We start from the raw sequence: 22,550 nt of genomic DNA on the forward strand, positions 1-22,550 counted from the left end.
CGTCGGAGTTCCTATACCCGACGTGCGGCTTCGTAGCTCGCCGGGCGACTGCCTAGAATTGGCCGGTGACCGAATCGACCGCGCATCCCGACACCAGTTCCACCGCCCTGCCCAAGGCCTGGGATCCGGGTGCTCACGAGGACGAGCTCTATCAGGGCTGGGTTGACGCGGGATACTTCACTGCGGACCCGAGCAGCGACAAACCGCCGTTCTCGATCGTGCTGCCCCCGCCGAACGTGACGGGGTCGCTGCACATGGGCCACGCCCTCGACCACGTGTTGATGGACGCCCTCTGCCGGCGCCGCCGGATGCAGGGTTACGAGGTGCTGTGGCTTCCCGGAATGGACCACGCGGGCATCGCGACCCAGAGCATGGTCGAGCGTCAGCTCACGGCGAACGGCGAGAACAAGGACGACCTCGGCCGCGATGAGTTCATCAACCGCGTCTGGGCGTGGAAGGCGGAGTCCGGCGGCACCATCGGCACGCAGATGCGCAGCCTCGGCGACGGCGTGGACTGGTCGCGGGAACGCTTCACGATGGACGAGGGTCTGTCGAAGGCGGTGCAGACCGTCTTCAAGCAGATGTACGACGACGGCCTCATCTACCGCGCCGAACGGCTGGTGAACTGGTCGCCGGTCCTGAAGACCGCGATCTCCGACATCGAGGTCAAGTACTCCGATGTCGAGGGTGAGCTGGTGAGCTTCCGCTACGGCTCGCTCGACGACAACGAACCCCACATCGTGGTCGCCACCACTCGTCTGGAGACGATGCTCGGTGACACCGCCATCGCGGTGCACCCCGACGACGACCGGTACCGGCACCTCGTCGGAACCGAACTCGATCACCCCTTCGTCGACCGCAAGATCCCGGTGATCGCCGACGACTACGTTGATCCCGAATTCGGCAGTGGCGCAGTGAAGATCACGCCTGCCCACGACCCCAACGACTTCGCTCTGGGGTCCCGCCACAACCTTCCGATGCCGGTGATGCTGGACGAATCGGCCCACGTTGCCGGGACCGGCACCGAGTTCGACGGTCTCGACCGCTACGAGGCGCGCGCGAAGATCAGGGAGGTGCTCGCCGCACAGGGTCGCATCGTGAAAGAGGTGCGCCCCTACCTGCACAGCGTCGGTCATTCCGAGCGAAGCGGGGAGCCGATCGAGCCGCGGCTGAGCATGCAGTGGTGGGTCAATGTCGAGACGCTGGCCAAGTCCGCCGGTGATGCGGTGCGCAGCGGCGAGACCGTGATCCATCCGAAGTCCCTGGAGCCCCGCTGGTTCGCCTGGGTCGACGACATGCACGACTGGTGTATTTCTCGCCAGTTGTGGTGGGGCCACCGCATCCCGGTCTGGTACGGACCGGACGGCGACATGGTCTGCGTCGGTCCGGACGACGAGCCGCCGGCCGGTTACGTCCAGGACAACGATGTGCTCGACACCTGGTTCTCGTCCGGCCTGTGGCCGTTCTCGACGATGGGCTGGCCGCAGGTCGGCGACGAACTGAAGAAGTTCTATCCCACCTCCGTGCTGGTGACCGGCTACGACATCCTCTTCTTCTGGGTGGCCCGGATGATGATGTTCGGCACCTACGTCGCCGACGCGTTGGGCGCACAGACCGGCAACAACACGCCGGTCCCGTTCCGCAACGTGTTCCTGCACGGTCTTGTCCGTGACGAGTTCGGCAGCAAGATGTCGAAGTCGAAGGGCAACGGCATCGACCCGCTCGATTGGGTCGCGCAGTACGGTGCCGATGCGCTCCGCTTCACGCTGGCCCGTGGGGCCAACCCCGGTGGTGACCTGTCGGTGGGCGACGATCACGCGCAGTCGTCCCGGAACTTCGCCACGAAGCTGTTCAACGCCACCAAGTTTGCGCTGATGAACGGTGCGGCCGTCGGTGAACTGCCGGCGCGCGAAGACCTCACCGACACCGATCGCTGGATCCTGGACCGGCTCGAACAGGTCCGCCTTGACGTCGATGCCGGATTCGAGGCCTACGAGTTCTCCAAGGCCTGCGAGGCGCTGTACCACTTTGCGTGGGACGAGTTCTGTGACTGGTACCTCGAACTGGCCAAGGTGCAGTTCGCGCGTGGCGACGAAGCCCGTTCGGCGGCAACCAAAGTCGTGCTCGGCACCGTCCTCGACGCCCTGCTGCGGATGCTGCATCCGGTGATGCCGTTTGTCACCGAGGTGCTGTGGAAGACGCTCACCGGTGGCGAATCCGTGGTGATCTCGCAGTGGCCGACCTCCTCGGGTGTCGCGACGGACACCGTGGCGGCCGACCGGGTCGAGGACACCCAGAAGCTGATCACCGATATCCGCCGTTTCCGCAGCGACCAGGGCCTCAAGCCCTCGCAGAAGGTGGCTGCCGAACTGATCGGTCTCGACGAGGCGGATCTGGGCGGCCAGCGCGACTACATCGACTCGCTGGCCAAGCTGACCCCGGCCGAGGACGACTTCTCGGCGACCGCAACCATCGAGGTGCGCCTGCGCGCGACCACGGTCACCGTGCGGATCGACACCTCGGGTTCCATCGATGTCGAGGCCGAAAAGCGGCGTCTGGCAAAGGATCTCGGTGTCGCAGAGAAGGAACTCGACACGACCACCAAGAAACTGGGCAACGAGCAGTTCCTGTCTAAGGCGCCGGATGCGGTGGTCGACAAGATTCGTGGGCGACAGCAATTCGCCCGCGACGAAGTTGTCAGGATCTCCGCGAAGATCGAGGCGCTGGGCTCCGGATCGTGACCGAACCGCACCTCCCGAACGCCGATGACCTCGCAGAACTGGCCGAGGTCGAGGCGCTGCTGGACACCCGCTGGCCGGAAACCAAGATCGATCCGTCCTTGGCCCGGATCTCGGCGCTGATGGATCTGCTGGGCTCGCCCCAGAAGGGCTATCCGTCGATCCACGTCGCCGGGACCAACGGCAAGACGTCGGTGTCGCGGATCATCGATGCGCTGCTGACCGCGCTGCATCGTCGCACCGGCCGGATCACCAGCCCGCATCTGCAGCTGGCGACCGAGCGGATCTCGATCGACGGGGTACCGATCTCGCCGCGGACGTACGTCGACACCTACCGCGAACTCGAGCCGTACATCGACATGATCGACGACCGTTCGATCGCCGCCGACGGACCCCGGATGAGCAAATTCGAGGTGCTGACGGCGATGGCGTACACCGCCTTCGCCGAGGCCCCGGTCGAGGTCGCCGTGGTGGAGACCGGGATGGGCGGGCGATGGGACGCGACAAATGTCATCGATTCCACCGTCACGGTCATCACGCCGATTGCGTTGGACCACAGCGACTTTCTCGGCGACACACTCGCCGAGATCGCGGGGGAGAAGGCCGGGATCATCAAGAAGGCACCGGATTCGTTGGTCCCCACCGACCCGGTGACGATCCTGGCGGTGCAAACACCCGAGGTCGCCGATGTGCTGCTGCGGGCTGCGGTGGAGGCGGATTCGTTTGTCGCGCGCGAGGGTTCTGAGTTCGCGGTGCTCGAACGCAGGACAGCCGTCGGCGGGCAATTGCTGACGTTGCAGGGCCTCGGCGGCGAATACCCCGAGGTGTTCCTGCCGCTCCACGGCGCACACCAGGCGTCGAATGCGGTTTTGGCGCTGGCTGCGGTCGAGGCGTTCTTCGGTGCCGGTGCCGACCGGCAACTCGATGTCGAGGCCGTTCGCGCCGGGTTTGCCGCTGTCACGAGTCCGGGGCGTCTGGAACGTGTGCGCTCGGCGCCCACAGTCTTCCTCGACGCCGCGCACAATCCGCACGGAGCCGCAGCACTGGCGACAGCACTCACCGACGAGTTCGACTTCCGGCGCCTCATCGGTGTCGTCAGCGCGATGGCCGACAAGGACGTCGCCGGTCTGCTGACCGCGTTCGAGCCGATCTTCGACGTCATCGTCTTGACCCACAACGGTTCTCCGCGGGCGATGGATCCAGAGCTCCTCGCCGAGGTCGCGATCTCGATCTTCGGTGAAGACCGGGTTCAGGTCCACGGTTTCCTGCCTGATGCGGTCGAGGCCGCCATCGAACTAGCCGAGGAAAGCCTGGACGATAACGGCACGATGTCCGGGACAGGTGTGGTGATCACCGGTTCGGTGGTGACCGCGGGTGCCGCTCGCACACTGTTCGGTAAGGATCCGGCATGAGTGGGGACGACGCCACCGGCGCCCAGGGTTCGACCCCGCAGCGGTTCACCCCACCTGCGGTCGATCCATGGCGGGGATTCCGGGGTGTGATGGCCGGTACCTTGATTCTCGAAGCGATCGTCATCGGCCTGGCGTTCCCGATCGTGTGGCGAGTCGGTGGGGGACTGACACCGTGGTCGGGCATCTACCTCGGCGGGCTGATGCTGGCCATGATCCTCGGTTCCGGCCTGCAGGGCCGCAGCTGGGCGTTGCCCTACGACCTTGCGCTGCAGGTCGTGGCGATCGCGGGCTGGGCGATTCATTGGTCGATCGGTGTCGTGGGTGTCGTATTCGGGATCGTCTGGTTGTACATCGCATACATCAAACGAGATGTCCGGCTCCGGATGGAACGCGGACTTCTGAACGGGCAGGAACCGATCGAGGACTGACACCCGATCCCGGGCTGACGCCGGGGCGGGGTTGTTGCCGGAACGTGACCTGAAATCCGGACATTTGGGGTGTTGTCGTGCGGGCGACGCTGACAAGATGCCTTACGTCTCCGTCGTCCGCCGTCTCTTCCGTCGAACGTCACTTCCCGTGATCGAAAGGTCTGTGCTGTTTATGTTGCGTACCCCGAAGTCTGTTCCCGCCGCAGTCGCCGCTCTCGGCGGCGGTGCCTGCATGGCCGCAGGCCTGGTGATGGGAGCTGGGGCGGCTTCGGCGGAGGCGCTCTCGCCGATGCCCGTCGGCGACAGCCAGTTCGGGTACCTCGCCACACACACGATCACAGAACGCGCCGCGGATTTGCAGTTACCCGAGTTCATCGCGTCGATCCCGGTGCCCGAGGAGTACAAGCTCGCGAACCTGGCGATGGCGGCCAGATTCGACATCGCCGTCGACGAGGCGCTTGCATCGCCGGGCGGCTGCGTACAGGTCGTGATCGATCCGGCGCCCGTCGGTGGTGGGGCCTTCAGTTACGGATTCTTCGCGGTCGAAGGCAAGTACTGCCAGCCCTAGTTGCTGCGCCCGGGTTGCGATGACATTGGTCCGGCGTGCGGCGAGTCCGGCAGATGGCGCACGTTAGGCTTGCCCGGTGACTGAACGAACTCTGGTATTGATCAAGCCCGACGGTGTGAGCCGCCAACTCGTTGGCGACATCATCGGCCGAATCGAACGTAAAGGCCTGTCGCTGGTGGCGATGGAACTCAAGACCGTCAGCGACGAGGTCGCTGCGGGTCACTACGCCGAACACGAGGGCAAGCCCTTCTACCCCTCTCTGCTCGAATTCATCACCTCGGGGCCGTTGGTGGCCGCAGTGCTCGAGGGCCCCCGGGCGATTGCCGCTTTCCGGCAGATCGCCGGCGGCACGGACCCCGTCGAGAAGGCCGTCCCCGGAACAATTCGCGGTGACTTCGCACTCAGTACCCAGTTCAACCTCGTCCACGGGTCGGACTCACCCGATTCCGCCGAGCGTGAGATCGCACTCTGGTTCCCTGACCTCGGGTGATTGCATGGCCGTCCTCCGACTTTTCGCCGAAGTAGGAGGACTTGGCCGCGCCTGATGTGTTGTGTGGGATACTGGCAAAGGTTGTCGAGCCCGACGGGCGCCGACGACCAGATGATCAGATCGAGTGCTCGGTCCCCAGGTCGCATGGATATTCATGCGACGTGGTGTGGACATCGCGGCGCTCGAGTTAGTCAATCATCACGCCAGGCATCGCCGGCGGATGCGGGGAACCTCCCGCACCCACCGGGCGAAGCGAGACCTACAATCCCGGCCGAGTCCGGGTAAATAGCACAGCCCTCGCGTGGCCGCGTTTATCCGCGCCCGGGGGCTTGAGGAGAATACGTGGCCGACACACAGTCGCCGGACGATCTGAACCACAGCGGTTCGGCGCATGAGTTTCCGCACAAGATGCGAGTGCATGCACTCGCAAGAATTTTGGGGCTGAGCAGCCGCGAGGTTCTCGCGCACCTCGCCGACATGGGAATCACGGCTCGCAGCCCCCAGTCGAGCATCGTGCGCAGTACCGCCATCGCTGTTCGCGACAAGATCGCTGCTGAAGCCGAACCGGCGGATTCGGAAGCTTCGGCCGAACCTTCCGAGCCCGCTGAGACCGCCGAGGCTCCCGCCCCGACAGCTGATCAGCAGGCGCCGGCCGCCGAGCCAGAGATCCCGGTCGCCGAACCGGAAGCCGTCGCTGCAGAACCGGAAGCCGAAGCCCCAGAGGCCGAGGCGCCGACGGCGGTGGAACCCACCGACGTGGAACCCTCTCCTGACGAGGCCCCGGTCCGTGCTCCCCGGGTCAGGCGCAAGAAGACCGCCGAAACGTTCAATCTGTTCTCTGCGGCCGAAGAAGAAGCCCCACTCGCGGTGGAGCGACCTGCTTCGACCGAACATGCCGGATCTCCGCTGTTCCTGTCGGCGGAGCCCGTGGCACCGGTGCACGCAGACCAGGAATCAGACGACTCCGACTCCGACACCGATACTGACTCTGATGATGACGGTGATGGTGGTTCACGTCGCCGTCGTCGTGGCCGCCGCGGACGTGGGCGTGGTCGCGGTGAAGCCGCATCCGCGGACGGGACCGACGAAGACACCTCTGTTGATGCGGACACCCGGGAATCGGACAGCCAGGACGCCCAAGAATCGGACACCCAGGCGTCCAGCACCGCGGACTCCGACGACGAGCAGACAGACAAGACCGAGGTCAAGAGCAACAACCGCCGCAAGCGCAGCCGGTCGAAGAAGCCCAGGACCGACGCCGACGCGGATTTGACCTCCGATGCATCGGATGACGGTGACGTCACCGGTGAGAAGGCCGACTCGTCCACCGACGATGCCGAAGCCGCTGAAGACACCACCGCCGGCGACTCGAAGGGTTCGGCCGACGCCGACGCCGATGATTCGGATGAGTCCGGTGACGAGGCCGGTTCGGCCAACCGTCGCCGCCGTCGCCGTCGCCGTCGTAAGGGCGGCGAGAGTGACGACGCCACCACCACGGACGATCCGCCGAATACGGTTGTGCACGAGCGTGAACCCCGCAACAAGTCGCGGGTCCGCGATGAGGTGCAGGGTATCTCCGGTTCGACACGGCTCGAGGCGAAGCGTCAGCGTCGCCGTGATGGACGTGACGCGGGCCGTCGTCGTCCGCCGATCCTGAGCGAGTCCGAGTTCCTGGCCCGCCGCGAATCGGTCGACCGGGTGATGGTTGTCCGGGAACGCTCCGGCGTGGCCGCGACCGTGACCCACGAGGCACACGGCGACAATTCGCCCTCCGATGCACCGCAGGCAACCCGCGACTACACCCAGGTCGCGGTCCTCGAAGACGGCGTTCTGGTGGAGCACTTCGTGACCACGTCGAACTCCTCGTCGATGGTCGGCAACATCTACCTCGGACGGGTGCAGAACGTTCTGCCCGGCATGGAGGCGGCCTTCGTCGACATCGGCCGTGGCCGCAACGGCGTTCTCTACGCCGGTGAGGTCAACTGGGATGCAGCCGGACTCGACGGTGGTTCGCGAAAGATCGAGCAGGCACTGCGGCCCGGTGATCCGGTTCTGGTGCAGGTCAGCAAGGATCCGGTGGGGCACAAGGGTGCTCGCCTGACCACGCAGATCTCGTTGGCCGGTCGTTACCTGGTCTATGTGCCCGGTGGCGGATCGACCGGGATCAGCCGCAAGCTGCCCGACACCGAGCGCAAGCGTCTGAAGCAGATCCTCGGCAAGATCGTCCCCGACGACGCCGGCGTGATCATCCGTACGGCGTCCGAAGGTGTGGCTGCCGAAGAACTCACCCGCGACATCGAACGTCTGCAGCAGCAGTGGGAGACCATCAGCGCGGCGACACCGGCGGCGGGCAAGTCGAAATCGACTGCGCCCCAGGCCCTGTACGAAGAGCCCGATCTGCTGGTGAAGGTTGTCCGCGACCTGTTCAACGAAGACTTCAAGAAGTTGATCGTCGAAGGCAACGGCGCCTGGGATCAGGTCGAGAGCTATGTCCGCGGCGTCGCCCCCGACCTTCTCGATCGCGTCGAGCGCTTCGACAAGGCGCATGCGGACGCACCCGACGTCTTCGATGTGCACCGGATCGACGAGCAGCTGGCAAAGGCACTGGACCGCAAGGTCTGGCTGCCGTCGGGTGGCACGCTGATCATCGAGCACACCGAAGCCATGACGGTCGTCGACGTCAACACCGGCAAGTTCACCGGCTCCGGCGGCAACCTCGAAGAGACCGTCACCCGCAACAACCTGGAAGCCGCCGAGGAAATCGTGCGGCAGATGAGGTTGCGCGACATCGGCGGCATGATCATCGTCGACTTCATCGACATGGTCCTCGAATCCAACCGGGATCTGGTGCTGCGCAGGCTCACCGAGGCCCTGGGACGGGATCGCACCCGCCATCAGGTGTCGGAGGTGACCTCACTCGGACTGGTGCAGATGACGCGTAAGCGCCTCGGTACCGGACTGCTCGAGGCGTTCTCGACCACGTGTACCTGCTGCAGTGGCCGGGGGATCGTGGTGCACGCCAACCCGGTTGAGATCTCCGCCGGTGGCGACGACTCGAACCGCGGCGGCAGTGATTCGAAGCGTCCGCGCCGGAATCGCCGGGGCGGCAAGACCGATCAGCCGGCTGCCGCGCAGGTCGTCGAATCGAAGCCGGCGCCGCACAGCCCGGCCGAGCATCCGATGTTCCGGGCGATGGCGAGCCACACGACGGACTCCGACGGTGAAACGCACCACGCCGAAGCCCACGGCACCGAACAGCATGACGCAGAACCGGATTCGGCGGCAGCGACGACACCGTCGACCGCTGCTGTGGAATCACCGGTCCGTGAAGACGTCGCCGTGGTTGCAGAACCCCAGCGCCAGGCCCCGGTGATCGAGCCAGAACCACAGCCCGAATCGGTTGTTGCCGCTGCGGACAAGGTCGATGAGCCGTCGGTGACGGATGTCACGATCGTCCCGGCCGTGGCCGAGGACGTCTCCACATCGGAGCCCGCACAGGCACCTACCGGGCATCCGACACCGCCCAAGCGCCGGCGCGCGGTACGGCGGAAACCAACAGCTTCTTCGGCTCCATCGCAGCCTGCGGTGGTTGTCGAGGTGACTCCGGCCGCACCCGTCACCACGTCGGGTCCGGTGGGAGCGACCACAGAACCGGTCGTCGCCGTACGTCGCAAGCCGCGACGTCGGGCAGCCGGGCGTCCGGCGGGACCGCCGGTCGAGGAGTGAAACACGCGGGATACGGGCGCTGGTTTGACCTGGTCGACCACACTCCCGTAACCTGGATCAGTCGCCATTCGGCGGACGGATAGCGCTGCGAGAATTGCGGCGCCCGGCCGGATCGGCAACGGGCAAGAGCCCGAACGAACCACGACAGACAGTAAGAGGTAGCTCTCCGATGGCAACGTACGCGATCGTCAAGACCGGCGGTAAGCAGTACAAGGTCGCTGAAGGCGATCTGGTAAAGGTCGAGAAGATTGACAGCAAGCTCGGTGAATCCGTCTCGCTGCCCGTGACGCTTGTCGTCAACGGTGCTGATCTGACCACGGACGCAGACGCGCTGGCGAAGATCTCGGTGACCGGTGAGGTCGTCGAGCACGTCAAGGGTCCGAAGATCAAGATCCACAAGTTCAAGAACAAGACCGGCTACCACAAGCGCCAGGGGCACCGTCAGAAGCTGACGGTTCTCAAGGTCACCGGTATCAAGTAACACAAGCCCACACACTTTTCAGGAGAACAGTCATGGCACATAAGAAGGGTGCATCCAGTTCGCGCAACGGGCGCGATTCGAATGCCCAGCGACTCGGTGTGAAGCGCTTCGGTGGCCAGCAGGTCAGCGCCGGCGAGATCATCGTTCGCCAGCGCGGCACGCACTTCCACCCCGGCATCAACGTCGGACGTGGCGGCGACGACACTCTATTCGCTCTTTCTGCAGGTGCGGTCGAGTTCGGTGCCAAGCGTGGCCGCAAGACCGTCAATATTGTTCCGGAGCCTGTGCAGGCCTGATCCGGCGCAGCCAGCTTCACAAAGCTATAGCTCCTAAGGGGCGGGCAGGGTCACACGATCCGGTCCGCCCCTTAGAAATTTCCGAACTCTCGCAAGGTGAAAAATGTCTAGATTTGTTGACCGCGTGACGATTCACGCGACCGCGGGCAACGGTGGCCACGGCTGCTCCTCTGTTCATCGCGAGAAGTTCAAACCCCTCGGTGGCCCTGACGGCGGCAACGGTGGCAACGGCGGTGACGTGACCCTGGTGGTCGATTCGCAGGTCCACACGTTGCTCGACTTCCACTTCCACCCGCATGCCAAGGCCGGCAACGGCAGGCCCGGTGCCGGCGCCAACCGCGATGGCGCCAAGGGCGAACCGCTGGTGCTGCCGGTGCCGGATGGCACGATGGTCCTCGACCCCGACGGCAGGCTCCTGGCCGACCTCGTTGGGGAGGGCACCACATTTGCGGCGGCCTCCGGTGGCCGTGGCGGTCTCGGCAACGCCTCCCTCGCGTCCAAGGCGCGCAAGGCTCCCGGCTTCGCCCTGCTCGGTGAAGAAGGCGAGATCCGCGAGCTTGTCCTCGAACTCAAGTCCGTTGCGGACGTCGGCCTGGTCGGCTTCCCGTCGGCCGGCAAATCGTCGCTGGTGTCGGTGCTCTCTGCGGCCAAGCCGAAGATCGCCGACTATCCCTTCACGACGCTGCGCCCCAACCTGGGTGTGGTCAACAGCGGGTCGGAAACCTTCACCATCGCCGATGTCCCCGGGCTGATCCCCGGTGCTTCGGAAGGTCGCGGACTCGGCCTCGATTTCTTGCGCCACATCGAGCGTTGCGCGGTGTTGGCGCACGTCGTCGACTGCGCCACTCTCGAGCCCGGTCGTGACCCGATCACCGACATCGATGTCCTCGAAGCCGAACTGGCCGCCTATCAGCCGGTTCTGAAGTCCGACACCGGTCTGGGCGATCTCGCGAGCCGGCCGCGTGTGGTGATCCTCAACAAGATCGACGTACCCGACGCCGCCGAACTCGCCGAGTTGATCAAACCTGAACTGGCACAGCGTGGCTGGCCGATTTTCATGATCTCGGCTGTCACTCACAAGGGACTCAAAGAACTCACGTACGCACTTGCCGACCAGGTGCGGCAGTACCGGATCGATCATCCGAAGCCGGTTGCCCGTCGCCCGGTGATCCGTCCGATCGCCACCGACGACAGCGGATTCTCCGTGATCGCCGACCCGGATGAGCCCGGTGGCTTCATCGTCCGCGGCACGCGTCCGGAGCGCTGGATCAAGCAGACGCAGTTCGGGAACGACGAGGCGGTCGGCTACCTCGCCGACCGGCTCAGTCGACTCGGTGTCGAGGCCGAACTGGTGAAACAGGGTGCCGAGGCCGGATGTCTGGTCACCATCGGCGAGGTCTCGTTCGAATGGGAGCCGCAAGTTGCTGTGGCAGAGGACTTCCCGATGAGTGGTCGCGGATCTGACATCCGTCTCGATCGTCCCGACCGGGTCGGTGCGTCCGATCGTAAGATCGCCCGGCGCCTGCGTCGCGGCCTCGAAGTGGAACTCGAGGATCCGGACGAATCGTGACGACCAGTGCCACCCGGCAACAGATCACTGGTGCCCGCAGCATTGTTGTGAAGATCGGCTCGTCGGCGCTCACCGAGCTGACCACAGGCCTCGACGTCAGGCGGCTCGATGCCCTCGCCGATGCGATCGAAGCGCGGATGCGTGCGGGTTCGGACGTCATCGTCGTGTCGTCCGGTGCCATCGGTGCAGGTATCGCGCCACTCGGGCTCAAGGCCCGACCGAAGGATCTCGCGACCAAGCAGGCGGCGGCCAGTGTCGGTCAGCTTGCTCTGGCGCATGCCTGGAACACGTCGTTCGCCCGCTATGACCGAACCGTCGGGCAGGTGCTGCTGACCGCCCATGACGTCTCCCTGCGTGCTCATCACGCCAACGCGCAGCGGACACTCGATCGGCTGCGTTCGCTGGGCGCGGTGGCGATCGTCAACGAAAACGACACCGTGGCAACCAATGAGATCCGTTTCGGTGACAACGACCGGCTGGCTGCCCTGGTGGCACATCTGGCCGGCGCCGATGCGTTGGTTCTCCTGTCCGATGTCGATGGACTGTATGACGGTGATCCGCGCAAGGGTGATGCCACGTTGATCCCCGAGGTCGGTGGCCCCGAAGATCTCGACGGTGTCATCGCCGGTAGCGGTGGTGCACTCGGTACCGGCGGGATGGCCTCCAAGCTCTCGGCCGCTCGGCTGGCCGCCGATGCCGGTCTCCCGGTCTTGCTCGCAGCGGCCGCGGACGCCTCGGCGGCATTGACCGATGCTTCGGTGGGTACCGCGTTTGCGCCACGGCCCCAACGTCTTTCAGCACGGAAGTTCTGGGTTCGGCATGCCGCGGAGGCCACCGGTCGTCTGATTCTCGACGACGGAGCCATCCGGGCCGTTGCCGGGGCGCGGCATTCGCTCCTGGCGGCGGGCATCGTCGCAACCAAAGGTCGCTTCTACAACGGCGACGTGGTTGATCTCGCCGATCAGAAGGGGCAGACCCGCGCGCGGGGCGTCGTTGGCTATGACGCCGGCGAAGTGGCCCAGATGATCGGGAAATCAACCGGGGATCTACCGGCGGACTTTCGCCGGCCGGTGGTTCACGCCGATGATCTGGTGGCGCTGTAGAAGTCTGCGGACTCGCCGCGCAACAGTTCGAGTACCTGTGAGCACGAGCCGTCGATCTTGAGAGTTGCCATCTCGTCGCCGCGGGTGTGACCGCGGTTGACGATGTAAATCGGTGTGCCGTTGCGCCGGGCGCGCCGGACGAAACGCAGGCCACTCATCACGGTCAGCGACGATCCGAGCACCAGCAGTGCATCCGCCTCGTCGACCATCGCAAAACCCTGCTCGACAACGCTTTTCGGCACACTTTCGCCGAAGTAGACGATGTCGGGTTTCAGGATTCCGCCGCAGGCCGGACAGTCGACCATGGTGAAGTCGGTGGTGTCCGCGACCACGACATCGGCATCCGGCGCCACCTCGATGGCACCCCGGCCGCGGATCCGGGTGACGAAACCGGCGTTGTGAGGCTCGAGGAGATCTGCGAGCCGATGGCGCGACATCACGTGCGCGCAGCTCAGGCACCGGACACGACCGTAGCTGCCATGGAGATCGAGCACGGCCCGGTTCCCGGCCTTGAGGTGCAGCATGTCCACGTTCTGGGTGATGATTCCGTTGATCCGGCCGTCTCGCTCCAGATCGGCGAGGGCGCGATGGCCGGCGTTGGGTAACGCGGCATCCATGTGACGCCAGCCGATGTGGTTGCGGGCCCAGTAGTGGCGGCGGAACTGCGCGGAACTGAGAAACATCTCGATTGTCATCGGCGTGCGAGCGGGGGAGCCCGGACTGCGGTAGTCGGGGATACCCGAATCGGTCGACATGCCCGCGCCGGTCAGTACGAGGGCGCGTTTGCCTGCGAGTTGTTCGCGGAGCTGCTGTATCCGCTGCGGGAGGTCGGGGTCGGGGTCGGTGGGCTCTGCAGGTGCCCACTGCACCGGGCGGGTTCGCACGACATCCAGGGTACCGGGGCAATCGAGATGTCGGCCCGACCGCAAAACTCGGCACCCCTGGTGTGGGGTGCCGAGTTTCTCTTGCCGGATCCGGCCCGCGCGAGGCCACCGAAGTGTCCGGGCAACTGGCGCAACGCACTTGCGCCAGACAGCGCTACCCGGCGAGGGCCCGAAGACAGCGGGCCGCGCCCCGGCCGGACCCGCGTCAGGTGCCGACGGTGACCAGCGGGTAAACACCGTTCTCGTCGTGGGTCTCGTTGCCGACGACGGGCGGGTTGAACACGCACAGCATGCGCATCTGGGTATCGGCGGTGACGGTGTGCCGTTCGTGGCCGTTCAGCAGGTACATCGAGCCGGGGCCGAGCGGGTACTTCTCGCCGGTTTCGCGGTCGAGGAGCGTGCCCTCACCTTCGACCAGCCAGACGGCCTCCACGTGGTTGGCGTAGTGGAACTCGTTGTCTGTTCCGGCCTTGATGGTCGTCTCGTGGAAGGAGAATCCGACCAGGTCGCCGCCGAGCACGATTCGCTTGGAACGCCAGTTCCCGTTGTCGGCCTCGATGTCACGGTCGGTATCGGTGATCTCCTGCGTGGTACGCACAATCATGTCTGTAAACCTTTCTGTTGCAGGGGAGACGAAGACGTAGTCGGAGCTCGACCTCGAACCCGGCTTGGTCGTCGGAGCTCAGGAATGGAGGATCTCTGCGGTCACCTGGGCGAGGATCGCGAGGCCCTGATCGAGCTCTTCGTTGCTGATCGTCAGCGGTGGCAGGAGCTTCACGACCTCGTCCGACGGGCCGGCGGATTCGACCAGCAGTCCGCGGTCGTAGGCGAGTGCGCAAACCTTGGCGGCGTGCGCGGGTTCGGCGAAGACCAGTCCCTGGACCATGCCGCGGCCGCGGGTGCTGATGCCCTCATGTGCGCCGCACAGCGAGATGAACGCGTCGCGGATCCGCTCGCCCTTGGCGAGCGTCTCCTTCTCGAAGGTGTCGTCCGACCAGTAGTGCTCGATCGCCTTCGTGGCGGTGACAAACGCGGGGTTGTTGCCGCGGAAGGTGCCGTTGTGCTCGCCCGGTGCCCAGACGTCGAGATGCGGCTTGAACAGCGTCAAGGCCATCGGGAGTCCGTACCCGCCGATCGACTTCGACAGGGTGACGATGTCGGGCTCGATACCGGCCTCCTCGAACGAGAAGAACGGTCCGGTGCGGCCGCAGCCCATCTGCACGTCGTCGACGATCAACAGGATGTCGCGTCGCTTGCAGAGCTCGGACAGGGCCCGCAGCCATTCCGGTCGGGCGACATTGACGCCGCCCTCACCCTGCACTGTCTCGACGATGACGGCGGCCGGGCGGTTGAGTCCGCTACCCGAGTCGTCGAGTACGCGCTCGAACCAGCTGAAGTCCTCGACGACACCGTCGAAGTAGTTGTCGAAGGGCATCGGGGTGGCGTGGACCAGCGGGATACCGGCGCCGGCGCGCTTCATCGAGTTTCCGGTCACGGAGAGGGCGCCGAGCGTCATTCCGTGAAAGGCGTTGGTGAAGTTGATGATCGACGTACGTCCGGTAACCTTGCGGGCCAGCTTCAGTGCACTTTCGACAGAGTTCGCGCCTGTGGGTCCGGGGAACTGGACCTTGTAGTCGAGTCCACGGGGAATCAGGATCTTGTCCTGAAATGCCTGCAGGAACTCACCTTTGGCCTTGGTGGACATGTCGAGACCGTGGGTGATGCCATCGTTTTCAATGTAGTCGAGCAGGGCGGCCTTCAACAGCGGATTGTTGTGTCCGTAGTTCAAAGCTCCTGCGCCGGCAAAGAAGTCGAGATACTGCTTGCCCTCGTTGTCCGTGACCCACGCGCCCTTGGCGCTGGTGAAGATCGCGGGCCAACTGCGGCTGTAGCTGCGAACCTCGGATTCGCGGGTTTCGAAAATATTGCTCGAGAAGGTTTCTTGCATTGATGCAGTCATGATTCCTCCGATGGGTGCGAAAAACTCCCCGGCTTCTCACCTGTTGGTACAGGGATGCGGGTTATTTCCAACTGAGTTTGGGGGTAGTGGTGGCGGGCGGGTAGATCCCGGCTTCCGCCTGGGTCGGCGAGGGCTACGCCGACGATCGGCCACACGCAGGCGGCCTGATGCTCTCGAGGTCAGCGTCGCGGAGCGACGATGTACAGATCCTCTTGCTCGTGGTCGTCCGGGAAATCGTTGGCCGAGAACAGTTCTTCACGCCGGATGCTCATCTCGCGGCGATCGGCCAAACCTTGGAACAAAGCCTGAGAGGCGGTGTTGTCCGGACTGATCGTGGTGTGCAGTGTCGTGATTCCGCGCGGCTCGAGTCGATCCATCAACTGGTTCAACATCTTTCCGGCCAATCCGAGACCCCGCTGGTCGGCGTCGACGGCAACCTGCCACACCATGACGGCGTCGGGCAAGTGCGGTCGGAGATAACCGGTCACAAATCCGACGACTGCACCGTCGACTTCGGCGACCACGGATGTCTGGGCGTAATCCTGACACCACAGAATGTAGGCGTAACTCGAATTGAGGTCGAGAACTTTTGAGTCACGGGCGATTTCCCAGAGCCGGACTCCGTCGGAAACCTTTGGTGAACGAAATGCCACCGCGTCCGGCGCGGCGGTTAGGGTAGCGCTGATCTGAGTTGGGCTCATATCGAATTCGAAGTTAACAAGGCATCACATCGATGTCACCCACCTCTAGAAATTGGTACCGAATGCACCCTACAAACGCCTGATCATCACCGGTTTGTGACGTGCATCACCAACTATTGTCTTCGGCGACGGTATGCGCTGCGTCCCCCGATGATTCGGTGGCCGCGCGCAGGCGCGACAATGAGGCCCATGACCCGCATCATCGCCGGCTCTGCCCGCGGCCGACGTCTGGCAGTCCCGGCCGCCGGCACCCGTCCGACAACGGATCAGGTACGTGAGTCGGTCTTCAACATCTTGACCAATCGGATCGACTTCTCCGGACTGGTGGTTTTCGATCTGTTCGCCGGATCGGGTGCTCTGGGCCTCGAGGCACTCTCGCGCGGGGCCGGGTCGGCGATCCTCGTCGAATCCGACGCCAAGGCTGCGAAGGTCATCGGCGGCAACATCACGTCGTCGGGACTGTCCGGCGCGCGGCTCGTGCGCCGTCGTGTCGCCGACTACTTACGCGGAGGTGCTCCGGTGGCCGACCTCGTGTTTGCCGATCCTCCCTATGACCTGCCCGGCGAACAGGTCGACGAGATGCTCACGTTGTTGTCCGGCGGAGCGTTGGCCCCGGGAGGGATGGTGGTACTCGAGCGGTCGGTGCGCAGCGCCGCCACCGGGTGGCCGGACGCTTTCGGGGAGCCGGAGATCCGCAAGTACGGCGAGACGCGGGTCGAAATGGCCGAACTCGGCTGAACAGTCTGACGTCGGCTGCTGATAACTTGCTCTCATGTCCGGAGCCGTTTGCCCAGGATCGTTCGACCCGGTCACGTCGGGGCATCTTTATGTCTTCGAGCGTGCCGCGTCCCGATTCGACGAGTTGGTCATCACTGTGACGATCAACCCCAACAAGCAGGGGATGTTCACCGTTGATGAACGTCTCGAACTTCTGCGCAAAGTGACCGCGCACCTGCCGAACGTCCGAATCGACAGCTGGCAGGGCCTGCTGGTCGACTACGTGCGTGACCAGGGGTTCGACACCATCGTGAAGGGCCTGCGAGGTTCGACGGACTTCGAATACGAACTGCCGATGGCGCAGATGAACCGTGACCTCACCGGTGTCGAGACGATATTCATGCTCACCGACCCCCGTCTGGCGCATGTGTCGAGTTCTCTGGTGAAGGAAGTCGCGAAACTCGGGGGACCCGTTGGCGACTTTTTGCCATCCGTAGTGCACGAACAGCTACTTGCGAAGCTGTCATCGGGCCGCTGAGCGGCCGGTTCCGTAACCCTTTTTGCTGTCTACCCAGGTTTCGGCCTGGAAATCGGCCTACCGTAGAACTCGACACACCGGCCTGGGTTGCGTCGTCACAGCCGCAACATTGGGCACACTAGTCACAGAAATAACACCAACCACAGATCGCAACACGATGAGCACGTGCCAACCGGGCACGACCATCAGGGTTTGCGGCGAGGAGTGAGGTAGCTGTGTACCGGGTATTCGAAGCGCTGGACGAGTTGGGTGCGATCGTCGAAGAAGCACGCAGTGTTCCGATGACTGCGGGTTGCGTTGTTCCTCGGGGCGACGTGTTGGAACTGCTGGACGACGTCAAGGACGCGATCCCCGGCGACCTGGACGACGCGCAGGATGTGCTCGACCAGCGCGACAAACTGCTGGGAGATGCGCGTCTGCACGCAGACACCATGGTCGGGGAGGCCACCGCGGAAGCGGATTCGTCGCTGGCCCATGCCCGCGCGGAGGCCGACCGGATCCTGGCCGAGGCGAAATCTCACGCCGACCGCATGGTTGCCGAAGCGCAGTCGCACTCCGGCCAACTGCTGGCCGACGCGACCGCCGAGGCAGAACGTTTGGCCGCCACCGCGAGCCGGGAGTACGAATCGGTGACCGGACGTGCGCATTCCGAAGCGGAGCGGATGATCGAATCCGGCAACGCCAACTACGAACGTTCGGTTGCCGAAGGTATTGCCGAACAGCAGCGACTGGTGTCGGAGACCGAGGTTGTCCAGGCCGCGCGCTCCGAGTCCGAGCGGATCATCGACGCGGCGCATGCCGAGTCCGACCGTCTGCGCGGCGAATGTGACGTCTACGTCGACAACAAGCTCGCCGGGTTCGAGGAATTGCTGACCGGCACCATCCGTTCGGTCAATCGTGGTCGCCAGCAACTGCGCACGGGTGCCGGCGTGCATGACTACGCCGAGCATGTCCGTCGGGCCGACTTCGGTACCGGGATGGCTGTCTGAAGCACCCCACGGACCGGACGTGGATCCGGGCCCGCGTCGTGATTGTCGAATGGGGTGCTCCGGGGCGTATCGTGGTTGCTTGTGTCACAGCGCGAAGGCAGTTCAACACGTCAGAATCGTCCCGTAGACGGCCCGTTCACCCTGGACATCCGCAGTCTGGGTAGGCGAGCCGGTTCTATGAAGGAGGTTCATCGGGCGATCACCGATGGGCCCCGGATCGGTCTGGACATGATCGCCATTCCGGCGGGCAGTGACGTGGATCTCGACCTCCGATTGGAGGCCGTCTCCGAAGGTGTTCTGGTCACCGGCTGTGTGAGCGGCGAGACCGAAGGTCAATGTGTCCGTTGCCTGGAGCCCGTGTCGGGTACCGCGAGCGTCTACCTGACCGAGCTGTTCGCCTACCCGGACAGCGCGACCGACGAGACGACCGACGCCGACGAGATGCATCGCATCGTCGACGACAAGATCGATCTGGAACAGGCGATCATCGACGCGGTTGCACTCGATCTGCCGCATACGCCGTTGTGCCGCGACGACTGCCAGGGCCTGTGCCCCGAATGCGGTGTGCGGCTTGCGGTGGCCGAAGCCGGTCACCACCACGACAAGATCGACCCGCGGTGGGCCGGCCTGGCATCGAAGTTTGCCGAGGAACCAGAGTCGAAACCGTGACAGAGACCGTCGGATCCGGTGTGAATGCTCAGACTGATCACGGTGATCTGCTGGCCGCCATCAATGTGGTGTTGTCCGACGAGATGTTGGAACTGGCCCTGACGCATCGTTCCTACGCGTACGAACACGGCCGGCTCCCCACCAATGAGCGCCTCGAGTTCCTCGGAGACTCGGTGCTCGGTGTTGTTGTCACAGAGCACCTTTACCGCACCCATCCCGATCGCGCGGAAGGCGAACTCGCCAAGATCCGCGCGAGTGTGGTCAACATGCACGCACTGGCCGACGTCGCCCGCGGTCTGGGCCCCGGTGGCCTGGGCGCGCACCTTCGTCTCGGAAAAGGCGAAGAGATGACCGGTGGCCGCGACAAGGCGAGCATCCTGGCCGATGGCATGGAAGCGCTGATCGGTGCCGTCCACCTCGAACTCGGCCTCGAAACCGCCCGCACCACGGTTCTGGCGCTCTTCTCGTCCGCTCTGAGCCGGTCGGCAGCGCTCGGCGCCGGCCTCGACTGGAAGACGTCCCTGCAGGAGCTCACGGCCGAAAAGGGCCTGGGCGTACCGGCTTACCAGATCACCTCCACCGGACCGGATCACTGCAAAGAGTTCACCGCGACGGTTCTGGTCGGCGGCGACGCGATGGGTTCCGGAGTCGGAAAGACCAAGAAAGAGGCCGAACAACTGGCCGCATCGACTGCCTGGAAGGCGATCTCCGGGACTGGAGACGATGCCTGAACTGCCCGAGGTCGAGGTGGTACGCCGCGGCCTGGCCGATCATGTTGTCGGTCGCCGGATCACGGCGGTCGAGGTCTTGCACCCGCGGGCGGTCCGCCGGCATCTCGGGGGCGCGCTCGACCTGATCGGACTGCTCGCCGGCGCGACGGTCACCGACGCCCGCCGGCGCGGCAAATACCTTTGGCTGGAAGCTGATCCACTCGGCGGAGCCGATCCACTGGCGATTGTCGTCCACCTCGGGATGAGTGGACAGATGCTGGTTCAGCAGGCGGGGGCCGACGACGAAATCCACCTGCGGATCCGGGTGACACTCGACGACGGAACCGAGCTGCGTTTCGTCGACCAACGCACATTCGGCGGCTGGATGGTCGACGATCTCGTCGCATCCCCGACCATCGGTGATCTGGGACCCGCCTCGATCGCGCACATCGCGCCGGATCCCTTTGCACCGGAATATGATCCGGATGCCGTGGTCCGGGTTCTCAAACGTAAACACACCGAGATCAAACGGGCGATACTCGATCAGACGGTCGTTTCGGGTATCGGCAACATCTATGCCGATGAAGCGCTGTGGCGCAGCAGAGTTCACGGCCTGCGACTGACGGACAAGCTCACCGCCAAGGCTTTGCGCTCGGTGCTGGACAATGCCGCCGAGGTGATGGCTCAGGCACTCGAGCAGGGCGGGACGTCATTTGATGCGTTGTACGTCAACGTCAACGGTCAGTCCGGCTACTTCGAACGTTCGCTGAACGCCTATGGCCGCGAAGGTGAACCCTGCCGTCGCTGTGGCGCAATCATGCGTCGCGAACAATTCATGAACCGCAGCTCGTTCAGTTGCCCACGCTGTCAGATCCGCCCCCGCGGTTAGCTGCCGCCCACACCATCGACCGTGCCCTTACGACCGTCGAGCGAGCCAAAGTTGCCGCTCCACCGGGTGAGAAAGGCCCGCTCGGTGGTGATATCGGCCCGTTCGGCGGGGGTGTGTGCCCGCTCGCGGGGGGGGGGTGTGGTGTTCTGGCGCGAGACCGTGGGACGGCATGATCGGTGTCATGACCCTCGACCTGACACCGGACGAATTGCTCACCACCACCAGGACCGTGCGGAAACGCCTCGACATGACCCGGCCCGTCCCCCTGGACGTGATCAAGGAATGTCTGGAGGTCGCGCTGCAGGCTCCCTCGGGTTCGAACCGTCAGGGATGGCAGTGGCTGGTGATCACCGATCCGGAGATCCGGGCCACCCTCGGACGCATCTACGGCGAACTCGTGGACGACTACCTCGCCTCGAATCAGTCTGCGGCCAAACTCTTTGCCGACGACCCCGACCGGGCACCTGTGCAACAGCGGATCGGCGGCAGTGTTGCGTGGCTCGGAGAGCATATGGGGGAAGCGCCGGTCCTGCTGATTCCCTGCATCAAGGCCGGAAATACCCTGCCGGCCGGTAATCAGGCGGGACTGTGGGGATCATTGTTGCCGGCGGTGTGGAGTTTTGCGCTGGCAGCGCGGGCCCGCGGCCTCGGAACTGCCTGGACCACACTGCATTTGCAGCGCGAGGCCGAGATCGCCGACTTGCTGGGGATCCCGGCCGGGTACCACCAGGGCGCATTGATTCCGACGGCCTACTTCACCGGCGAGACGTTCAAGCCGGCACCGCGTGAACCGCTCGAGAACGTCTTGCACATCGATCGTTGGTGAATCCGCGGTGCTGCAATTCTGGGCGACCCGCCCGCGCAATTGTGGGCGACCCGCCCGTGGAATTGTGGCTCACCGGCGGGTGTTAAATATCGGCATGACCGTAACCGAACAAAGTCAGTCTGCCGCGCCCGCGACCACCGAGTTGTGGGTGGAGCGCACCGGAACCCGTCGGTACACCGGCCAGAGCAGCCGCGGTGCCGAAGTTCTGATCGGCTCGGAGGACGTCGAGGGCGTGTTCACGCCGGGTGAACTGCTGAAGATCGCGTTGGCGGCCTGTACCGGAATGAGTTCCGACAGGCCACTTTCCCGTCGCCTCGGCGATGACTACGACGCCACGATCAAGGTGAGTGGCGCTGCGGACCGCGAAAACGAGCTTTATCCGCAACTCAACGAGGTTCTCGAGGTCGACCTGTCCGAACTCGATCCCGAAGCAGCCCAGCGGTTGCTCGTGGTGGTCGAGCGGGCCGTCGATGCCGTGTGCACCGTCGGCCGCACCCTGAAGGCGGGCACCAAGGTCGGTTTGTCCATCGAGACGGAGTAGGTCATGACGGACCAGGGGCTGCGGGAGGCAACCGGATCCGACGTGGTCCGGATGCGTGCCTGGGTTCACGGGTACGTGCAGGGTGTCGGATTCCGGTGGTGGACCAGGGCCCGGGCACTCGAACTGGGTCTTGTGGGGTCCGCCGCCAACCAGCGTGACGGTCGCGTCCTGATCACCGCGGAAGGGGAACGGGCTGCATGTCAGGCGCTCCTCGACCAGATCGACGCAGGCAAGAGCCCCGGCCAGGTCGACACAGTGGTCACCGATTGGGAACCTCCACGGGGCGACCTCACCGGATTTGTCGAGCGCTGAAG

23 protein-coding genes are annotated in these 22,550 nt (G+C 64.7%); 19 read left to right on the forward strand and 4 right to left on the reverse strand.

Annotation, left to right across the window (positions count from 1 at the left end):
• Window positions 1-65: 65 nt before the first annotated feature.
• The 10 genes from H290_RS0112995 to proB all read left to right on the forward strand — a co-directional run bounded on the left by H290_RS0112995 (window position 66) and on the right by proB (window position 12,812).
• A complete protein-coding gene (locus tag H290_RS0112995; protein WP_020107243.1) occupies window positions 66-2,741 on the forward strand; it encodes a valine--tRNA ligase in 2,676 nt (891 codons plus the stop codon).
• Window positions 2,738-4,150 carry a folylpolyglutamate synthase/dihydrofolate synthase family protein gene (locus tag H290_RS0113000; RefSeq protein WP_020107244.1) on the forward strand — a complete coding sequence of 471 codons (1,413 nt, stop codon included), beginning with the start codon at window positions 2,738-2,740 and terminating at the stop codon, window positions 4,148-4,150. Before H290_RS0112995 ends, H290_RS0113000 begins: the two co-directional genes overlap by 4 nt.
• On the forward strand, window positions 4,147-4,578 hold the full coding sequence (locus H290_RS0113005) for a DUF4233 domain-containing protein (RefSeq protein WP_020107245.1): 432 nt from the start codon (window positions 4,147-4,149) through the stop codon (window positions 4,576-4,578). Before H290_RS0113000 ends, H290_RS0113005 begins: the two co-directional genes overlap by 4 nt.
• 172 nt (window positions 4,579-4,750) lie before the next feature.
• Window positions 4,751-5,146 carry a hypothetical protein gene (locus tag H290_RS0113010; protein ID WP_020107246.1) on the forward strand — a complete coding sequence of 132 codons (396 nt, stop codon included), beginning with the start codon at window positions 4,751-4,753 and terminating at the stop codon, window positions 5,144-5,146.
• A gap of 76 nt (window positions 5,147-5,222) precedes the next feature.
• Window positions 5,223-5,636, forward strand: a complete 414-nt coding sequence (gene ndk / locus H290_RS0113015; protein WP_028463133.1) for a nucleoside-diphosphate kinase — start codon at window positions 5,223-5,225, stop codon at window positions 5,634-5,636.
• 342 nt (window positions 5,637-5,978) lie between these two features.
• Entirely contained in the window at window positions 5,979-9,362 is a 3,384-nt protein-coding gene (locus tag H290_RS0113020) for a translation initiation factor IF-2 N-terminal domain-containing protein (protein WP_020107248.1), read from the forward strand.
• 169 nt (window positions 9,363-9,531) lie between these two features.
• A complete protein-coding gene (gene rplU, locus H290_RS0113025; RefSeq protein ID WP_020107249.1) occupies window positions 9,532-9,843 on the forward strand; it encodes a 50S ribosomal protein L21 in 312 nt (103 codons plus the stop codon).
• A 32-nt stretch (window positions 9,844-9,875) separates the two neighbouring features.
• A complete protein-coding gene (gene rpmA, locus H290_RS0113030; RefSeq protein WP_028463135.1) occupies window positions 9,876-10,139 on the forward strand; it encodes a 50S ribosomal protein L27 in 264 nt (87 codons plus the stop codon).
• 103 nt (window positions 10,140-10,242) lie between these two features.
• Window positions 10,243-11,709 carry a GTPase ObgE gene (gene obgE / locus H290_RS0113035; RefSeq protein ID WP_028463136.1) on the forward strand — a complete coding sequence of 489 codons (1,467 nt, stop codon included), beginning with the start codon at window positions 10,243-10,245 and terminating at the stop codon, window positions 11,707-11,709.
• Complete coding sequence (gene proB, locus H290_RS0113040; RefSeq protein ID WP_020107252.1) at window positions 11,706-12,812, forward strand: glutamate 5-kinase; 1,107 nt, start codon at window positions 11,706-11,708, stop codon at window positions 12,810-12,812. The genes obgE and proB overlap by 4 nt, the downstream gene beginning before the upstream one ends.
• Here proB and H290_RS0113045 read toward each other — a convergent pair.
• The 4 genes from H290_RS0113045 to ectA form a co-directional block, all read right to left on the reverse strand.
• The gene (locus H290_RS0113045; RefSeq protein WP_020107253.1) at window positions 12,785-13,696 is read right to left on the reverse strand and encodes a Sir2 family NAD-dependent protein deacetylase; all 912 of its coding nucleotides are present in this window, start codon (window positions 13,694-13,696) and stop codon (window positions 12,785-12,787) included. The two genes, proB and H290_RS0113045, sit on opposite strands and share 28 nt — an antisense overlap.
• Window positions 13,697-13,901: 205 nt before the next feature.
• A complete protein-coding gene (locus H290_RS0113050; RefSeq protein ID WP_020107254.1) occupies window positions 13,902-14,300 on the reverse strand; it encodes an ectoine synthase in 399 nt (132 codons plus the stop codon).
• Window positions 14,301-14,378: 78 nt separating this feature from the next.
• Window positions 14,379-15,656, reverse strand: a complete 1,278-nt coding sequence (gene ectB / locus H290_RS0113055) for a diaminobutyrate--2-oxoglutarate transaminase (RefSeq protein ID WP_028463137.1) — start codon at window positions 15,654-15,656, stop codon at window positions 14,379-14,381.
• 179 nt (window positions 15,657-15,835) lie between these two features.
• The gene (gene ectA, locus H290_RS0113060) at window positions 15,836-16,357 is read right to left on the reverse strand and encodes a diaminobutyrate acetyltransferase (protein ID WP_020107256.1); all 522 of its coding nucleotides are present in this window, start codon (window positions 16,355-16,357) and stop codon (window positions 15,836-15,838) included.
• 189 nt (window positions 16,358-16,546) lie between these two features.
• Here ectA and rsmD point away from each other — a divergent pair, with 189 nt between their 5' ends.
• From rsmD to H290_RS0113105, 9 genes are all read left to right on the forward strand, one after another.
• Window positions 16,547-17,095 (forward strand): 16S rRNA (guanine(966)-N(2))-methyltransferase RsmD, encoded by a 549-nt coding sequence (gene rsmD / locus H290_RS0113065; RefSeq protein WP_020107257.1) that lies wholly within the window; start codon window positions 16,547-16,549, stop codon window positions 17,093-17,095.
• Between the two features lie 34 nt (window positions 17,096-17,129).
• On the forward strand, window positions 17,130-17,612 hold the full coding sequence (coaD, locus tag H290_RS0113070) for a pantetheine-phosphate adenylyltransferase (RefSeq protein ID WP_020107258.1): 483 nt from the start codon (window positions 17,130-17,132) through the stop codon (window positions 17,610-17,612).
• Window positions 17,613-17,827: 215 nt separating this feature from the next.
• Complete coding sequence (locus H290_RS28510) at window positions 17,828-18,601, forward strand: DivIVA domain-containing protein (protein WP_020107259.1); 774 nt, start codon at window positions 17,828-17,830, stop codon at window positions 18,599-18,601.
• Window positions 18,602-18,778: 177 nt separating this feature from the next.
• Window positions 18,779-19,270 carry a DUF177 domain-containing protein gene (locus H290_RS0113080; RefSeq protein ID WP_020107260.1) on the forward strand — a complete coding sequence of 164 codons (492 nt, stop codon included), beginning with the start codon at window positions 18,779-18,781 and terminating at the stop codon, window positions 19,268-19,270.
• Window positions 19,267-20,001, forward strand: a complete 735-nt coding sequence (rnc, locus tag H290_RS0113085; RefSeq protein ID WP_020107261.1) for a ribonuclease III — start codon at window positions 19,267-19,269, stop codon at window positions 19,999-20,001. Before H290_RS0113080 ends, rnc begins: the two co-directional genes overlap by 4 nt.
• Entirely contained in the window at window positions 19,994-20,869 is an 876-nt protein-coding gene (gene mutM / locus H290_RS0113090; RefSeq protein WP_020107262.1) for a bifunctional DNA-formamidopyrimidine glycosylase/DNA-(apurinic or apyrimidinic site) lyase, read from the forward strand. The genes rnc and mutM overlap by 8 nt, the downstream gene beginning before the upstream one ends.
• A 181-nt stretch (window positions 20,870-21,050) precedes the next feature.
• The gene (locus H290_RS0113095; protein ID WP_231373612.1) at window positions 21,051-21,695 is read left to right on the forward strand and encodes a nitroreductase family protein; all 645 of its coding nucleotides are present in this window, start codon (window positions 21,051-21,053) and stop codon (window positions 21,693-21,695) included.
• Between the two features lie 94 nt (window positions 21,696-21,789).
• On the forward strand, window positions 21,790-22,236 hold the full coding sequence (locus H290_RS0113100) for an OsmC family protein (protein WP_020107264.1): 447 nt from the start codon (window positions 21,790-21,792) through the stop codon (window positions 22,234-22,236).
• A 3-nt stretch (window positions 22,237-22,239) separates the two neighbouring features.
• Complete coding sequence (locus H290_RS0113105; protein ID WP_020107265.1) at window positions 22,240-22,548, forward strand: acylphosphatase; 309 nt, start codon at window positions 22,240-22,242, stop codon at window positions 22,546-22,548.
• Window positions 22,549-22,550: the final 2 nt, after the last annotated feature.

Origin of the sequence: Nocardia sp. 348MFTsu5.1 (assembly GCF_000383535.1) — a bacterium.
GTDB classification, from domain to species: domain Bacteria; phylum Actinomycetota; class Actinomycetes; order Mycobacteriales; family Mycobacteriaceae; genus Williamsia; species Williamsia faeni.

Coding starts and splice junctions, on each gene's coding strand:
- H290_RS0113005 (WP_020107245.1), top strand. CDS start 4,147: ATGAGTGGGGACGACGCCACCGGCGCCCAGGGTTCGACCCCGCAGCGG.
- H290_RS0113010 (WP_020107246.1), top strand. CDS start 4,751: ATGTTGCGTACCCCGAAGTCTGTTCCCGCCGCAGTCGCCGCTCTCGGC.
- rplU (WP_020107249.1), top strand. CDS start 9,532: ATGGCAACGTACGCGATCGTCAAGACCGGCGGTAAGCAGTACAAGGTC.
- rpmA (WP_028463135.1), top strand. CDS start 9,876: ATGGCACATAAGAAGGGTGCATCCAGTTCGCGCAACGGGCGCGATTCG.
- obgE (WP_028463136.1), top strand. CDS start 10,243: ATGTCTAGATTTGTTGACCGCGTGACGATTCACGCGACCGCGGGCAAC.
- H290_RS0113050 (WP_020107254.1), bottom strand. CDS start 14,300: ATGATTGTGCGTACCACGCAGGAGATCACCGATACCGACCGTGACATC.
- ectB (WP_028463137.1), bottom strand. CDS start 15,656: ATGACTGCATCAATGCAAGAAACCTTCTCGAGCAATATTTTCGAAACC.
- ectA (WP_020107256.1), bottom strand. CDS start 16,357: ATGAGCCCAACTCAGATCAGCGCTACCCTAACCGCCGCGCCGGACGCG.
- rsmD (WP_020107257.1), top strand. CDS start 16,547: ATGACCCGCATCATCGCCGGCTCTGCCCGCGGCCGACGTCTGGCAGTC.
- coaD (WP_020107258.1), top strand. CDS start 17,130: ATGTCCGGAGCCGTTTGCCCAGGATCGTTCGACCCGGTCACGTCGGGG.
- H290_RS0113080 (WP_020107260.1), top strand. CDS start 18,779: ATGAAGGAGGTTCATCGGGCGATCACCGATGGGCCCCGGATCGGTCTG.
- mutM (WP_020107262.1), top strand. CDS start 19,994: ATGCCTGAACTGCCCGAGGTCGAGGTGGTACGCCGCGGCCTGGCCGAT.
- H290_RS0113095 (WP_231373612.1), top strand. CDS start 21,051: ATGACCCTCGACCTGACACCGGACGAATTGCTCACCACCACCAGGACC.
- H290_RS0113100 (WP_020107264.1), top strand. CDS start 21,790: ATGACCGTAACCGAACAAAGTCAGTCTGCCGCGCCCGCGACCACCGAG.
- H290_RS0113105 (WP_020107265.1), top strand. CDS start 22,240: ATGACGGACCAGGGGCTGCGGGAGGCAACCGGATCCGACGTGGTCCGG.